Source organism: Candidatus Pantoea gossypiicola (genome assembly GCF_008632075.1).
Lineage (GTDB): Bacteria > Pseudomonadota > Gammaproteobacteria > Enterobacterales > Enterobacteriaceae > Pantoea > Pantoea gossypiicola.
The window spans coordinates 130,365-144,385 of record NZ_VWVM01000008.1 but is presented as its reverse complement, the minus strand read 5'-3'; the positions used below and the strand labels follow the sequence as shown (position 1 = coordinate 144,385).

Below are 14,021 nucleotides of genomic sequence, written 5' to 3'. Positions count from 1 at the left end.
CAGTCGTACTTATAACTTCGCATCGAACGGCGTGGTCAATATTCCGTACCGGGTAACAGGGTGCAGACGAACTGATGTCACGTTGTCTGCTGCACTCGCAGGCAAAGACACAGAAAATTTCTCGCCGGGCAGAATGTAGGTGTTTTTCAGCTCAACCGACTGCTTACCGGGCAGCAGGTCCACCTGTTTGGTCAGTCTGACAATATAAGGCGTAGGGTTCTCAACGCTCAGGGATGAACCTGTGCGCTGGAAAGTCAGACCAGTCCAGGGCGAAGTATTTAAAGGCAGATCAGCGGGAGAAATAATGACCGGAATATTCTGGCCAATCAGAATACGGGCGCGATTTTTCTTGCCATCATCCTGGGGGATAGAAACAAAATCAATGCGCTGCATTTTTTGCTTATCAAGCTTCACGCCATCTTTTAATACCACACGGATCTGCTGTTTTTTTCCACCATCGACACGCACCAGTTGTGGCGTAATAATCAGCTTATTTTCCGGATCTTCAGGAATGGTCTGCAGGCTACTGTGCAGCAGTGCGGTACTGTTATCGGTATTCAGCACATTGATGGTGACTTCACGATTTTGATCGTCGAGGAATAATACCGGTACCTCGGGTTTCATTCCGGCTGCGTATACCGCAGAGGCAGATAATGAAAACAGAACGCTGAGAGAGAATGCTTTGATCAATGTATTCATATCCGAAGCTCTAATAAGCGAAGGCCCGATAGCCTTCGCTGGAACAATCAAAAATTACAGATAAACAACGGAGAAAGTTACGTTGCCGTCGATGGGTACTTCTTCACCAGTCGGATAGAGGCTGGCGTTCTTCAGAATGATTTGTGGAGAAAGGGTGTAGGTTGATTTGGTCAGTGCAACGGGTGCAGCTGTGTCAGCATCAGAAGCCAGAGCAAAATAGCCATTTTTTTCCAGAACTGCAGTGCTCGTCGCTGAAAGTGTGGTTGCGGTCCAGGTCGCCTTGTCGGTGCTGGTTAGCACATGGGTGTTAGCCGTACCATCAGCCGTTGCAGCCGTAATACCTATAGCCATCAGACCCACTTTGCCCTGCGCACTGTCGGTACCCAGACCAAACAGGTTGGTGCTGAGGAAGCTAGAAGAGAACTTCATCTGCTCTTCGACCTCAGCCAGCGTCATTGCGCTGGCTGTGCGGTTGTCAGTGGTCTGGATTGCGGTTGCGGCAGCAGCGTCGCAATCCACATTCAGGGTCACATCATTACCCGCTTTGATATTATAAGCTGTGGTCAGCGTAGACGCGGCGATGTTACCGAATTCAACAGTTGCTGAACTCAGCGACACATCACAGGTGGCTGGGGTAATCGTACCGGTGATTGCAAGTGTCGCGGATTCAGCAGCCTGACCCGCAAAGCTGACAGAAGCCATCGCGGCGACAACGGCTGTGCTTAACAGTAATTTACGCATAATAGTTCTCTGTTTAGTGATTTAAGTAAAGAGCCGAACTAAACATACCGATTTGGCTCTTCGGTTAGTTTCATTAATTCGAACGCAATGCCAGTATGAATAACAGACGTGAGGCGCAATGCATCTTTACTCATTAAGATGAGACATTGATTTCAAATAATGATTTCCCTGATTTGTGGGATTTATTTCAGGATGGGTAGGCTAACATATTCGTTTATTAATGGTTCAGGTTAGTAATAAGTAAATTTATCATCATTTGGTGATTGTTGTTGATAGGAGGTTTTGTTTTTTTGAAATGCAGTAATGAGTAACCTGGCCATTAAGCGATAAAGTAGAGAGGTAACAGAAAGGGCGGTGCCATATGATTTAATAATTAACAAACGATGTTATGTGCGTGTTATGGTAGGTAATGCTATTCACATAAACGGAAAGGATCAAATTATTTTCTATCACAGGCTTATTTAAAGTTATTTTATCATCATTTGATGACTTATTTTTCGAGGTTGTTGCTGGAAAAACAGGGCGACGCTGTTGTTGAGTTTCAGGATGTACTGTTAAAACGGGCAAAATAAATAATCTCGATAAGAGATCTTATTTTCAAAGCAGCGTTTCGGTAAGAACCGGCTTGTCCGTTTTTTCATTCAGATGAAAAGGCTCTCAGTGCGTGATGCATTACTGGCGGCATGCCAGCGCCTGGCTCAGAAGAGATATGTGGCAGAACCCGCTTCTATGTTTGCGCCCATCTTCTTCATTCAAATGAGGGATCAGATGTGTTTCATGCCTGACGCCAACGCTCATGGGCTGTGTCATCGGCAGCGGATAATTGTATTCAGGAAGCTGTAAAGTCAGTACCGTGTCACGGGGCAGTATTACGGCGCGTTCAATCACCTTCTCCAGTTCATACACACGCTGGCCCACGCATAAGGGCTTACTGCTGTCTGACAATATAATCAGCTGGCTGCATGAACCTGGCAGCACCTTTGATATATTGCGCGCCATGGATCTGAATCCAGGCTGCTCCCATGTTTCGCGGAAAACAAAAAGGACCTACGCTGTTAACGTAAGTCCTTAAAATTTGGTGGCCCCTGCTGGGTTTGAACCAGCGACCAAGCGATTATGAGTCGCCTGCTCTAACCACTGAGCTAAGGGGCCAGCGGAGCGGGGATTATAAAGTATCTCTTCAGGGCAATCCAGCACTCCGCCACTGGTTGCTGAAATAAGCAGCAGCGATTTAGCTGCTGATTTCTATAACAAATCTGGCAACGTCTGAAGCTGCAGTCGCAAAACGGCACGGACAATGCTTCTCCGTGCCGTGAACGAAACCGCACTTCAGCCGCGATAAGTTAACGCTGGCTTAGTTCTGACGATAGCGGGATGCCGATTTGTCCCGTGAAAGGTGAGGAACCATTGCACCACGCGCCTGATCGTAATCGTGCCACATCAGAAGATCTTCCAGTGCCGGAATGGTTACCGCCTCTTTGCTGTCGAGACCGGCAAGCGCGGCGTCGACCATCTCATCAACGTCCATCAGCATCTCAGCCGGGATTTCATTAATTGACTGACCTGCACGGTCAAAGATTTCGGTGCGCGTCGCGCCGGGTAAGACGGCCTGTACCTGCACGCCGCTCCCGGCGAGTTCTCGCTGCATGCCGCGCGTCAGAGTCAGCACATAAGACCTGGTGGCGTTATAGGCACCATTGAACATTTCGTGCATTAGCGACAGCACCGAGGCGATATTGATAATGATGCCGTGACCGCGTGCTTTGAATGCCCGACCAGCCGCCTGTGCCAGACGGGTTGGGGCCAGAATATTTAACACCAGCATGCTGTTGATGCGTGTGATGTCTGCCTCCAGAAACTCGCCTTCCACGCTCATGCCCGCGTTGTTCAGCAGCAGCGTAATCTCTGGGTTGTTCGCCAGCTCCGACTCCACGCGCTTCAGGTCCTGCTCCTCCGTTAAGTCAGCCTTCATGACTGTCACCCGGATAGCGTGCTGTTGTGCCAGTGCATCCGCCAGGGTGGTGAGTCGCGCCTGATCACGGGCGACCAGGATCAGATCATAACCGCGTGCTGCCAGTCGTTTTGCATAAGTCGCGCCGATACCGCTGGATGCGCCGGTGATTAATGCTGTGCCTGATTTTGACATCTTTTCTTCCTCGTATGATGATCGTCATAATAGCTACAAATATGACGACCATCATATCAGCCGTCAAGCTGGAATATGATGACCGTAATAATTACTATAATAGCCAGACGCTACCGGGCAGAAATCGAAGGAAATAAGATGGAGAAGCAGAGCAGCAAAGCACAAACGCGGCAGCGTATCCTTGATGAGGCGGCGCGTGTGATGCGTGAAACCGGCACCGAAGGAATCGGTGTAGCGGCGCTGATGAAGCGGGCAGGGCTGACGCATGGCGGTTTTTATGCGCATTTTGCGTCACGTGAGGAGCTGGTTGAGGAGGTGCTGAAGCATATGTTTGCTGAAACCGATATCTTTAAGCCCGCTCAGTCCGTGACTCAGCCAGCGCAGCAGCTGGCAGACTTTATTGATAGCTACCTATCCGAGGCGCATCGTAATGCACCAGCACAGGGCTGTCCGCTGGCAGCGCTGGTGAGCGAAGTGGCGCATCTTCCCCAACCTACGCGGCAAATCTTCGCCCAGGGTTTCAATACGATGCATGCCAGTCTGACGCAGTTGCTGAGTGAGCTGGGGTGGGCAGAAGCGGATGCGCTGGCTTCAAGCATGATGGCAGAGATGATTGGTGCGCTGGCGCTGGCGCGAGCCTGTCCGGATGCGGAGCAGGCCAGCCTGATGCTGCAACGCAGTCGTGCAGCGCTGAAGCAGCGCACGCTGGAGGTCGCTGCATGAGTGAACATGCTATCCGCGACATCATCAGTTCCGGTCTTGATGTGCTGTTCTGCGGTATTAATCCAGGCCAGTCAACGGCCCATCATGGGTTCCACTTTGCGCATCCTGGTAATCGTTTCTGGAAAGTGATCCATCTGGCGGGATTCACCCGGGAACAGCTGAAACCCGAAGAGGAGCTGCGCCTGACAGAAACCGGCTGCGGCATCACGATGCTGGTCGAGCGGCCCACGGTGCAGGCGAATGAGTTAGCCCCTGATGAGCTGAGGGACGGCGGTAAACGCCTGATGCAGAAGGTGCTGGATTACCAGCCCGCCGCGCTGGCGATTCTGGGTAAAGATGCGTTTCGTCGCGCCTTTAAGCAGAGCAAAGTCGAATGGGGAAAACAGCCGATCTGTATGGGGAAAACGCAGGTGTGGGTGTTGCCGAATCCCAGCGGCCTGAATCGCGCATCACTGGACGAAATGGTTGAGGCGTATCGTCAGCTCTGGCTGGCACTGCATCCGGAGAGCAGTTGAACCTGCGAAGGGCAGGGGAAAGGCGCTAACAGGCAGGCATAAAAAACCCCGGCGAACCGGGGTCTTGTCGGACTTAATCGTCGAGGAAGCTACGCAGCACTTCCGAACGGCTCGGATGGCGCAGTTTACGCAGGGCTTTCGCTTCAATCTGACGAATACGCTCACGCGTAACGTCAAACTGTTTGCCCACTTCTTCCAGCGTATGGTCCGTGTTCATATCGATACCGAAACGCATGCGCAGTACTTTCGCTTCACGCGCGGTCAGGCCAGCCAGCACATCGTGGGTAGCAGAACGCAGGCTCTCTGAGGTAGCAGAATCCAGCGGCAGCTCCAGCGTGGTGTCTTCGATAAAATCGCCCAGATGTGAATCTTCATCATCACCAATCGGCGTCTCCATCGAGATCGGCTCTTTAGCGATTTTCAGCACTTTGCGGATTTTATCTTCCGGCATCAGCATACGCTCAGCCAGCTCTTCCGGCGTGGGTTCACGGCCCATCTCCTGCAGCATCTGGCGCGAAATACGATTGAGCTTGTTGATGGTCTCAATCATATGCACCGGAATACGGATGGTACGCGCCTGGTCAGCGATAGAGCGGGTGATCGCCTGACGGATCCACCAGGTCGCATAGGTCGAGAACTTGTAACCACGGCGATATTCAAACTTATCTACCGCTTTCATCAGGCCGATATTACCTTCCTGAATCAGGTCGAGGAACTGCAGACCGCGGTTGGTATATTTCTTGGCAATCGAAATAACCAGACGAAGGTTCGCTTCCACCATCTCTTTCTTGGCGCGACGGGCTTTGGCTTCACCGATCGACATGCGACGGTTAATGTCTTTAACCTGTTCAATGGTCAGGCCGGTCTCTTCTTCAACCTGTGCCAGTTTCTGCAGGGAACGCATCACGTCATCCTGCACTTCCAGCAGCTTCTCAGACCAGGGCTTGTTCATTGCCAATGCGGCTTTGAACCAGCTTTCGTTGGTTTCGTTGCCGGTAAACAGCGTGATGAAATTTTTCTTCGGCATTTTGCACAGCTCAATACAGAGCTTCATGATCAGACGTTCCTGGGTACGGACACGTTCCATCATGGTGCGCATACTGCCTACCAGGTAATCGAACTGCTTCGGTACCAGGCGGAACTGCTTAAAGACGTCGGAGAGGTTCTGGATTTCGGCAACGGCGGCAGCATGACTGCGACCTTTGCTTTTAATCACGTCGCGGGTGGTTTCATACTGCTTACGCAGGTCAGAAAACTTCTCGCGTGCCAGTTCCGGGTCGATAGAATTATCGTCGTCGGAGCTGTCATCATCTTCTTCATCTTCTTCATCGTCGTCGTTACGATCGGCTTCAGAAAGTTCGGAACCCACGTGCGTTGCCGTCGGGGCCAGATCTTCTTCTGCGTTAGGATCGACGAAACCCGTGATCAGATCGGAGAGGCGTGATTCACCTGCTTCAACTTTGTCGTACTGATCGAGAAGATAAGTAATCGCTTCAGGGTATTCGGCTACAGAACACTGAACCTGGTTGATACCGTCTTCAATACGCTTGGCGATGTCGATTTCGCCTTCGCGCGTCAGCAGTTCAACGGTACCCATTTCACGCATATACATGCGAACCGGGTCAGTGGTACGCCCGATTTCAGATTCAACGCTGGATAACACCTGAGCGGCAGCTTCCGCGGCATCTTCGTCAGTATCGGAGCTGTTTTCATTCAGCATCAGATCGTCGGCATCGGGGGCTTCTTCAACCACCTGAATACCCATGTCGTTAATCATCTGGATGATGTCTTCGATCTGATCGGAGTCGACGATATCTTCCGGCAGATGGTCATTGACCTCAGCATAGGTCAGATAGCCTTGCTCCTTACCACGGGTGACAAGAAGCTTGAGCTGTGACTGCGGGTTTTGCTCCATAAGACGGTATCCACACTTCTGTTAAATTAGATTGGTGTCGGTCGGCAGCGCGCCAACAATAGCAGTGAAGGCGTTTAATTCTTGCCGCTGCCTTCGTCGCGGCGTGGGCTTTGCCCAACAGTAATCGGCACTTAAGCCGCTTGTATAAATTTTTGGTGGTACAGGCCTGGCTTACTCGCCATTCTGCTTCCCGGCAGTGCTCGCTTCCTCACGTACTTTAGTACGCTGCGGGAGCTGTGCGCTGGCGGTAACCAGACTGGCTTCGACGCCAACGGCCCTTAATTCCTGTGCTGACGGCCTGGCTTACTCGCCATTCTGCTTCCCGGCAGTGCTCGCTCTCCTCACGTACTTTAGTACGCTGCGGGAGCTGTGCGCTGGTGGTAACCAGACCAACGGCCTTTGATTCCTGTGCTGATGGCCTGGCTTAACGCTCCCGGCCTTAAAACAGCCACGCTGCCCTTCGTCAGAACGGGCAGCGTGATAAATTACTTCCTGGCAAACGCCTGACTGAGTGTCCAGAGTTCACGACGCTCATCGGCGCTCAGTCCCTGGGTGCGCTCACGCGCAATCAAAAATTCCAGGCGCTCTTCAAGAGCAGAGTCGTAGATGCTGGCCAGCGAGTCCTGAAACACCGCTTCGGCTTCTTCATCTACTATCATGTGGTTCCAGATCGCCAGCGTTTCAAGCGTCTGACTAAAATTTGTTCCGCGATATAACTCTAGTAGCTGTCCGGTGGTCAATCCAGGATTCTCAGTACAACGACCCACTAACTCAATAAATAGCGGTAAACCCGGCATTTTTGACTCAGACAGCCCATCAAGCGAAGGTACCATAGTAGCCAGCTGCGGGTTCTGAATCAGAAGGGCGATCAGCACACGCATGGTGGTCCGTTTCAGCGTTGGCGCAACTGGTGCCGTTCCGCTTGAAGCCTGCTTCGGCATCAGCTTTTCAAGCTGATTGTCGTCAAGAATACCGAGCTTGTTCCCCAGTTCCTGACGCATATAAATACGTAAGGTCTCACCAGGGATCTGGGTAATCAGCGGTAAAGCCAGTGTGCTCAGACGCGCTTTTCCGTCGCGTGAGCTCAGATCTACCTGCGGCAACAGGCTATCAAACAAAAACGAAGAGAGCGGCATCGCCTGCTCCATCCTCGCTTCGAAAGCGGCTTTACCCTCTTTACGTACCAGCGTATCCGGGTCTTCGCCATCGGGTAAAAACATAAAGCGTAGCTGACGACCATCATTCATGTAAGGCAATGCGGTCTCAAGCGCACGCCATGCCGCTTCACGACCCGCCCTGTCGCCGTCATAACAGCAGATCACGGTGTCGGTACTGCGAAACAGCAACTGAATGTGTTCGGCCGTGGTCGAGGTGCCTAACGACGCGACGGCATAATCGATGCCATACTGCGCCAGCGCAACCACATCCATGTATCCCTCGACCACTAACAGGCGGGCGGGTTCAGGATGATTTTTTACTGCTTCATACAGGCCATAGAGCTGGCGGCCTTTATGGAAAATCGGTGTTTCCGGCGAGTTCAGGTATTTCGGCGTTTCGTTACTCAGGACACGTCCGCCAAAACCGATGACGCGGCCACGCTTATCGCGGATCGGAAACATGACGCGGTCGCGAAACCGGTCATAGGTACGGCCTTTGTCATTGCTGACCAGCATGCCCGCTTCCATCAACGATTCACGGTCTTCCGATTGCTTACCAAAACGCTTGAGAACGTTATCCCAGCCGGCTGGCGCATAACCTATGGCGAAATGATTGATGATGTCGGCGCTCAGACCACGACGATCAAGATAGTCGCGTGCTGGCTGCGCACTGGATTGCTGCAGACCCTGCTGATAAAAACCGTTCAGGCTCTCCATCAGCTGATACAGGCTCTGGCGCTGATGGCGTTCCATCTGGCTTGGCCCGCTGCCTGCTTCGTAAGGCACGTCTAAACCGTGGGAAGTGGCTAACTCTTCAATACTTTCAACAAACTCCAGACGATCAAAGTTCATTAAAAAGTCGATAGCGTTGCCATGTGCACCACAGCCAAAACAGTGATAGAACTGCTTTTCGCCGTTTACGGTGAAAGAGGGCGTTTTTTCATTATGGAAAGGACAACACGCATGGAAATTCTTACCCTGCTTTTTCAGCTTAACGCGGGCATCGATAAGATCCACGATATCCGTGCGGGCAAGTAAATCGTTGATAAATACGCGTGGAATTCGTCCAGCCATACGCCCCAGATTTTCAGCTCATAAACGGCAACAAGCCGCGCTTCCTTTCGGAAAGCACGGCCTTTTACTTGACTCTGTCTGCGTGAATCACGCGGTGGAGGCGGACCTCCGGAACGACTTAGTACAGACGAGTGCGGCGTGCGTTTTCGCGAGCCAGTTTCTTGGCGTGACGCTTAACTGCTGACGCTTTAGCGCGCTTACGTTCGGTAGTCGGTTTTTCATAGAACTCACGACGACGAACTTCAGCCAGAACGCCTGCTTTCTCGCATGAACGCTTGAAGCGACGCAGTGCTACGTCAAATGGCTCGTTTTCACGTACTTTAATTACCGGCATGTAACTCTCACCTCGATAAAATTCGGTTTTGCTGCTGACTGCGGCGCCAGCACATTTCAAAATGGTGCAGCATTTTACTCCAACTCATGTTGGTTTGTAAAGCACCATGGATAATTTGAAACCAACAGGAGCGTTTGCCTGTGCGGCTGCCGGTTTTTCCAGGGGCGGGAGTATAGCGCACTCTTTAGCCGACAGAAAATGACTTTTTACGCGGGATGTCCGCGCTGCACCTCCCATTGCTGTGATAAACTGCGCGCCGCAAGAATGAGGTGATGCAATGCGAATTCTGGGTATTGAAACGTCGTGCGATGAAACCGGCATCGCAATCTATGATGACGAGGCTGGATTACTGGCTAACCAGCTCTACAGCCAGGTAAAACTGCACGCTGATTATGGTGGGGTGGTGCCGGAACTGGCCTCACGCGATCACGTGCGTAAAACCGTGCCGCTGATTCAGGCGGCGCTGAAAGAAGCGGGGCTTGAGCCGCAGCAGATTGATGCCGTCGCTTACACTGCCGGTCCCGGACTGGTCGGCGCGCTACTGGTCGGTGCCACCATTGGTCGCGCGCTGGCGTTTGCATGGAAAGTGCCTGCCGTGCCGGTTCATCATATGGAAGGCCACCTGCTGGCACCAATGCTCGAAGAGAATCCACCGGAGTTTCCGTTTGTCGCACTGCTGGTCTCCGGCGGACACACCCAGCTGATTAGCGTCACCGGCGTCGGTGAATATGAATTGCTGGGTGAATCGATCGATGATGCTGCGGGCGAAGCCTTTGATAAGACGGCGAAGCTGCTCGGTCTGGATTATCCGGGCGGGCCGATGCTGTCGAAGATGGCGCAGCAGGGCACGGCGGGGCGTTTTACCTTCCCGCGGCCGATGACCGATCGTCCGGGCCTGGACTTCAGCTTCTCCGGCCTGAAAACCTTTGCCGCTAATACCATTCGTGCCAACCCTGATGATGCGCAGACCCGTGCTGATATCGCCCGCGCCTTTGAAGATGCGGTGGTGGATACACTGTCGATCAAATGCAAGCGCGCGCTGGATCAGACCGGCTTTAAGCGTCTGGTGATTGCCGGTGGCGTCAGCGCTAACCGCACATTGCGCGAGCAGATGGCGATCATGATGCAAAAGCGCGGCGGGGAAGTGTTTTACGCCCGTCCAGAGTTCTGTACTGACAACGGTGCGATGATCGCGTACGCGGGCATGGTGCGGTTAAAAGGCGGAACACGGGGCGAGTTAAGCGTCAGCGTGCGACCGCGCTGGCCGCTGGCGGAGTTGCCCGCCATCTGAAATAAAAAAAGCCGGCTTGCCGGCTTTTTTTATGGCTAAGATTTCTTTTTGCGCTTCCAGATCTTGCCTTCCTGACCGCGCCACAGCCGCTGAATATTATCGTGATGACGCAGCAGGATCAGACAGGAGAGCATGGAAACCGGAAAGGTGAACTGCGGTTTGAACCACCAGACATAAAATGGCGCGATCAGTGCACTGACAATCGCCCCCAGCGAGGAATAGCCGCTGAGTAGAACTGTGAGCAGCCAGGTGCCGGTGACCAGCCCGGTTAAGTCCCAGCCAATCGGCGCAATCGCGCCAAATGCCGTTGCGACGCCTTTGCCACCGCGAAAGTGAAAGAACACCGGATAAATATGACCGAGACAGGCGGCAATGGCGGTCAGGCCAAGATAGAGCGGCGTCACGTGCATCAGATAAGCCAGCCAGACCGGTACCATCCCTTTCAGCACATCAAACACCAATACGCTGGCTGCTGCGGCTTTACCGCCCAGACGCAGTACGTTGGTGGCACCCGGATTACCGGAACCGTGTGTGCGGGGATCGGGCAGGCCAGCGAGTTTGCAAACCAGAATCGCACTGGAAATCGAACCGCAAAGATACGCGAAAATAATCATACCAAGCGCGAAAGCACTCATAACACCGTACCGTTCCCTTTAGGGTCGTTTTGATCTCATCAACTGTGGATAATACGCATAATCCGCCGGAAGTGGTATCCGGCTTAGCCAAAAACAGAGACCCTCATCATGGATATCGTATTTATAGAACAACTCACGGTGTTCACCACCATTGGCGTTTACGACTGGGAACAGGGTATACAGCAGAAGCTGGTGCTCGATGTCGAAATGGCCTGGGATAACCGCCTGGCAGCCAGCAGCGACGATGTGAAAGATTGTCTCAGCTATGCCGATGTCTCCTCGGCGATTCTTACCCATCTGAACGGGGGGCGTTTTGCCCTGGTTGAGCGGGTGGCTGAAGAAATCGCGGATCTGTTGATGAACCGTTTCAATTCGCCTGGCGTACGCATAAAGGTAAGCAAACCGGGCGCTGTAGCCCAGGCTGCGCAGGTTGGCGTGCGAATTGAGCGCGGGACTATTCCTAAATAAATACGATGTGATTGCCATCACAATGAAACCAAACCAAATTACTGTCTGTCATAGCGTGGACCGTTTCGTTACAGCAGGCGAAACGGAGCGGAACTTAAGGTTTAATTCAGGCTAATTGCGGCATGATTTCAGGCGATAGCAACGCGCTACCGCCTTTTTAATGGTTTTGAAACGGATAGAGGAAACATTTGATGGCAGATATTCATCAGCTTTGGGTAGCTGCAATCCTGGGCGTTGTGGAAGGGCTGACCGAATTTTTACCGGTCTCATCCACAGGGCACATGATTATAGTGGGTCACCTGCTGGGCTTTGAAGGTGAAAAAGCCGAGACCTTTGAAGTTGTGATCCAGTTAGGATCGATTCTGGCTGTAGTAGTGATGTTCTGGCGTCGTCTGTTTGGCCTGATCGGCATTCACTTTGGCGAAGTCAAACATGAAGGTGTCGGCACCGGTCGTCTGTCGCTGATCCATATCCTGCTGGGCATGGTTCCGGCTGTGGTAGTGGGCCTGGTGCTGCACGATCAGATCAAAACGCTGTTCAATCCGATCAACGTGATGTACGCGCTGGTCGTGGGAGGGGTTCTGCTGCTGGCCGCAGAGTATCTCAAGCCAAAACAGCCGAAAGCCGTAGGCGTCGATGATATTACCTATCGCCAGGCGTTTATGATTGGCTGTTTCCAGTGCTTAGCGCTGTGGCCGGGCTTCTCACGTTCCGGTGCAACCATCTCCGGCGGGATGCTGATGGGGGTGAGCCGCTATGCCGCGTCAGAGTTCTCCTTCATCCTGGCTGTGCCAATGATGATGGGTGCGACCGTACTGGACATGTACAAGAGCATCGGCTTCCTGACCATGGCCGACTTTCCGATGTTCGCCGTGGGTTTTGTCACGGCGTTTATCGTGGCGCTGATTGCGATTAAAGCCTTCCTTGAGCTGATCAAACGCATCTCTTTTGTCTCGTTCGCCATTTACCGCTTCATCGTGGCGGCAGCGGTTTACATGGTCTTCATGTAAACCCGTGGCAGCCTGCTAGTCAGGCTGCCCGATCGCCAGACCCTGCGCGACGGCGGCGATTCGCCGTCGCGTCATCTCTTCCCGCACTTCCATCCCTTTAAAGCCCGCTTCGACAACAGCTTTAGTTGGCACCGCCTGTGCCAGCGCAAAAGCACGACGCAAATAGTCGCCCTGCGGATAAGGCATACTCTCCAGCCCGGCACGCCCACGCGCATCTGCTTCGCTGGTCAGCGCCATCTGCTCAACACGCTGTGGCTTACGCCAGGCATCGATGCGGTCAAACAGCGCCACCAGCGACGCCGCAGATTGCCGTTCAATGGTGTGCACCATGTCGTGAAATTCGGTCACGATCAGCGCCAGATCGCGAATTGCGTTGGGCACCCGCAGCCGCTGACACAGCGCCTCGACCAGTGGAACGCCTGCCAGGCCATGACCGTGATGGCTTGGCCACAGCTCAGGGGGTGTCAGCGCTTTACCGACGTCATGGAACAGCGTAGCAAAGCGCACATCGATTTCGCTGGAAAGCGCGGCGGCCATCGCCAGCGTCATCAGCGTATGCACACCGGTGTCGATCTCCGGGTGCCATTTAATCGGTGCAGGAATACCAAACAGATTATCCAGCTCAGGAAACAGCACCTGCAACGCACCGCAGTCGCGCAGCACCTGAAAATAGACCTGCGGATTACGTGAATTCAGCGCTTTTTCCGTCTCTTTCCACACCCGTTCGGCAGTGAGATTCGACAGCTCACCGCTTGTGGCCATCTGCTGCATCAGTCGCTGAGTTTCGGGGGCAATACGAAAGTTGAGATGGGCAAAACGCGCAGCAAAGCGCGCGACGCGCAATACCCGCAGCGGATCTTCACTGAAGGCTTCCGAGACGTGACGCAGCAGGCGCTGGGCAATATCGCGCTGGCCGTTGTAGGGATCAACCAGCTCGCCGTTTTCATCCCGGGCGATGGCATTGATGGTCAGATCGCGGCGCTGTAAGTCCTGCTCCAGCGTCACGTCGGGTGCGGACCAGGTGACAAAGCCGGTGTAGCCTTTCCCGTTTTTCCGCTCAGTCCTGGCCAGCGCATACTCTTCGCGACTGACGGGATGCAGAAAAACGGGAAAATCGCGACCGACCTGTTGATAACCCCGCTCAAGCATGGCTTCGGGCGTGGAACCTGTCACCACCCAATCTTTGTCTGTAACCGGCAGATTCAGCAGCGCATCACGCACCGCACCGCCAACAAGAAACGTCTTCACGCAAAACTCCAGAGAAAAAGAAATAACCTGCACGCCGGGCGTATCCCGCGCCTGAAATCAGCGGT

At 53.2% G+C, this 14,021-nt stretch carries 14 protein-coding genes and 1 tRNA gene; 5 read left to right on the top strand and 10 right to left on the bottom strand.

Annotation, left to right across the window (positions count from 1 at the left end; all coding sequences use genetic code 11):
• Positions 1-9: 9 nt before the first annotated feature.
• The 5 genes from F3I20_RS12520 to F3I20_RS12500 form a co-directional block, all read right to left on the bottom strand.
• Complete coding sequence (locus tag F3I20_RS12520) at positions 10-750, bottom strand: fimbria/pilus chaperone family protein (RefSeq protein WP_150037696.1); 741 nt, start codon at positions 748-750, stop codon at positions 10-12.
• A gap of 3 nt (positions 751-753) precedes the next feature.
• The gene (locus F3I20_RS12515) at positions 754-1,440 is read right to left on the bottom strand and encodes a DUF1120 domain-containing protein (RefSeq protein WP_150013495.1); all 687 of its coding nucleotides are present in this window, start codon (positions 1,438-1,440) and stop codon (positions 754-756) included.
• 672 nt (positions 1,441-2,112) lie between these two features.
• Entirely contained in the window at positions 2,113-2,439 is a 327-nt protein-coding gene (locus F3I20_RS12510) for a hypothetical protein (protein WP_150037697.1), read from the bottom strand.
• A gap of 77 nt (positions 2,440-2,516) precedes the next feature.
• Positions 2,517-2,592: transfer RNA gene (locus tag F3I20_RS12505), tRNA-Ile, on the bottom strand.
• Between the two features lie 202 nt (positions 2,593-2,794).
• The gene (locus F3I20_RS12500) at positions 2,795-3,586 is read right to left on the bottom strand and encodes an SDR family NAD(P)-dependent oxidoreductase (protein WP_150037698.1); all 792 of its coding nucleotides are present in this window, start codon (positions 3,584-3,586) and stop codon (positions 2,795-2,797) included.
• Positions 3,587-3,724: 138 nt separating this feature from the next.
• Between F3I20_RS12500 and F3I20_RS12495 the strand changes: the two genes are divergently transcribed.
• Both F3I20_RS12495 and mug read left to right on the top strand, forming a co-directional pair.
• Complete coding sequence (locus tag F3I20_RS12495) at positions 3,725-4,309, top strand: TetR/AcrR family transcriptional regulator (RefSeq protein WP_150037699.1); 585 nt, start codon at positions 3,725-3,727, stop codon at positions 4,307-4,309.
• Positions 4,306-4,824, top strand: a complete 519-nt coding sequence (gene mug, locus F3I20_RS12490) for a G/U mismatch-specific DNA glycosylase (RefSeq protein WP_150014800.1) — start codon at positions 4,306-4,308, stop codon at positions 4,822-4,824. Before F3I20_RS12495 ends, mug begins: the two co-directional genes overlap by 4 nt.
• A gap of 73 nt (positions 4,825-4,897) precedes the next feature.
• On the opposite strand, the gene rpoD is transcribed toward mug, so the two are convergent.
• From rpoD to rpsU, 3 genes are all read right to left on the bottom strand, one after another.
• Positions 4,898-6,739, bottom strand: coding sequence for an RNA polymerase sigma factor RpoD (rpoD, locus tag F3I20_RS12485; protein WP_013359071.1), 1,842 nt, complete (start codon positions 6,737-6,739; stop codon positions 4,898-4,900).
• Positions 6,740-7,224: 485 nt separating this feature from the next.
• A complete protein-coding gene (dnaG, locus tag F3I20_RS12480) occupies positions 7,225-8,970 on the bottom strand; it encodes a DNA primase (protein WP_150037700.1) in 1,746 nt (581 codons plus the stop codon).
• 118 nt (positions 8,971-9,088) lie between these two features.
• A complete protein-coding gene (rpsU, locus tag F3I20_RS12475) occupies positions 9,089-9,304 on the bottom strand; it encodes a 30S ribosomal protein S21 (RefSeq protein WP_001144069.1) in 216 nt (71 codons plus the stop codon).
• A gap of 277 nt (positions 9,305-9,581) precedes the next feature.
• On the opposite strand from rpsU, the gene tsaD reads away from it, so the two are divergent.
• Positions 9,582-10,595: a tRNA (adenosine(37)-N6)-threonylcarbamoyltransferase complex transferase subunit TsaD gene (gene tsaD, locus F3I20_RS12470; RefSeq protein ID WP_150014796.1), complete on the top strand. Its 1,014-nt coding sequence runs from the start codon at positions 9,582-9,584 to the stop codon at positions 10,593-10,595.
• A 35-nt stretch (positions 10,596-10,630) separates the two neighbouring features.
• Here tsaD and plsY read toward each other — a convergent pair whose 3' ends face one another.
• Positions 10,631-11,230: a glycerol-3-phosphate 1-O-acyltransferase PlsY gene (gene plsY / locus F3I20_RS12465; RefSeq protein WP_150014794.1), complete on the bottom strand. Its 600-nt coding sequence runs from the start codon at positions 11,228-11,230 to the stop codon at positions 10,631-10,633.
• A gap of 108 nt (positions 11,231-11,338) precedes the next feature.
• Here plsY and folB point away from each other — a divergent pair, with 108 nt between their 5' ends.
• Together folB and bacA are read left to right on the top strand one after the other, a co-directional pair.
• Positions 11,339-11,698, top strand: coding sequence for a bifunctional dihydroneopterin aldolase/7,8-dihydroneopterin epimerase (gene folB, locus F3I20_RS12460; RefSeq protein ID WP_013359068.1), 360 nt, complete (start codon positions 11,339-11,341; stop codon positions 11,696-11,698).
• Between the two features lie 191 nt (positions 11,699-11,889).
• A complete protein-coding gene (bacA, locus tag F3I20_RS12455) occupies positions 11,890-12,708 on the top strand; it encodes an undecaprenyl-diphosphate phosphatase (RefSeq protein ID WP_003848438.1) in 819 nt (272 codons plus the stop codon).
• 15 nt (positions 12,709-12,723) lie between these two features.
• Here bacA and F3I20_RS12450 read toward each other — a convergent pair whose 3' ends face one another.
• Positions 12,724-13,956, bottom strand: a complete 1,233-nt coding sequence (locus F3I20_RS12450; protein ID WP_150037701.1) for a multifunctional CCA addition/repair protein — start codon at positions 13,954-13,956, stop codon at positions 12,724-12,726.
• Positions 13,957-14,021: the final 65 nt, after the last annotated feature.

Bases quoted from the DNA above. Each gene is read 5' to 3' on its own strand.
- F3I20_RS12510 (WP_150037697.1), bottom strand. From the start codon at position 2,439: ATGGCGCGCAATATATCAAAGGTGCTGCCAGGTTCATGCAGCCAGCTG.
- rpoD (WP_013359071.1), bottom strand. From the start codon at position 6,739: ATGGAGCAAAACCCGCAGTCACAGCTCAAGCTTCTTGTCACCCGTGGT.
- plsY (WP_150014794.1), bottom strand. From the start codon at position 11,230: ATGAGTGCTTTCGCGCTTGGTATGATTATTTTCGCGTATCTTTGCGGT.
- bacA (WP_003848438.1), top strand. From the start codon at position 11,890: ATGGCAGATATTCATCAGCTTTGGGTAGCTGCAATCCTGGGCGTTGTG.
- tsaD (WP_150014796.1), top strand. From the start codon at position 9,582: ATGCGAATTCTGGGTATTGAAACGTCGTGCGATGAAACCGGCATCGCA.
- folB (WP_013359068.1), top strand. From the start codon at position 11,339: ATGGATATCGTATTTATAGAACAACTCACGGTGTTCACCACCATTGGC.
- dnaG (WP_150037700.1), bottom strand. From the start codon at position 8,970: ATGGCTGGACGAATTCCACGCGTATTTATCAACGATTTACTTGCCCGC.
- F3I20_RS12500 (WP_150037698.1), bottom strand. From the start codon at position 3,586: ATGTCAAAATCAGGCACAGCATTAATCACCGGCGCATCCAGCGGTATC.
- rpsU (WP_001144069.1), bottom strand. From the start codon at position 9,304: ATGCCGGTAATTAAAGTACGTGAAAACGAGCCATTTGACGTAGCACTG.
- F3I20_RS12515 (WP_150013495.1), bottom strand. From the start codon at position 1,440: ATGCGTAAATTACTGTTAAGCACAGCCGTTGTCGCCGCGATGGCTTCT.
- F3I20_RS12495 (WP_150037699.1), top strand. From the start codon at position 3,725: ATGGAGAAGCAGAGCAGCAAAGCACAAACGCGGCAGCGTATCCTTGAT.
- mug (WP_150014800.1), top strand. From the start codon at position 4,306: ATGAGTGAACATGCTATCCGCGACATCATCAGTTCCGGTCTTGATGTG.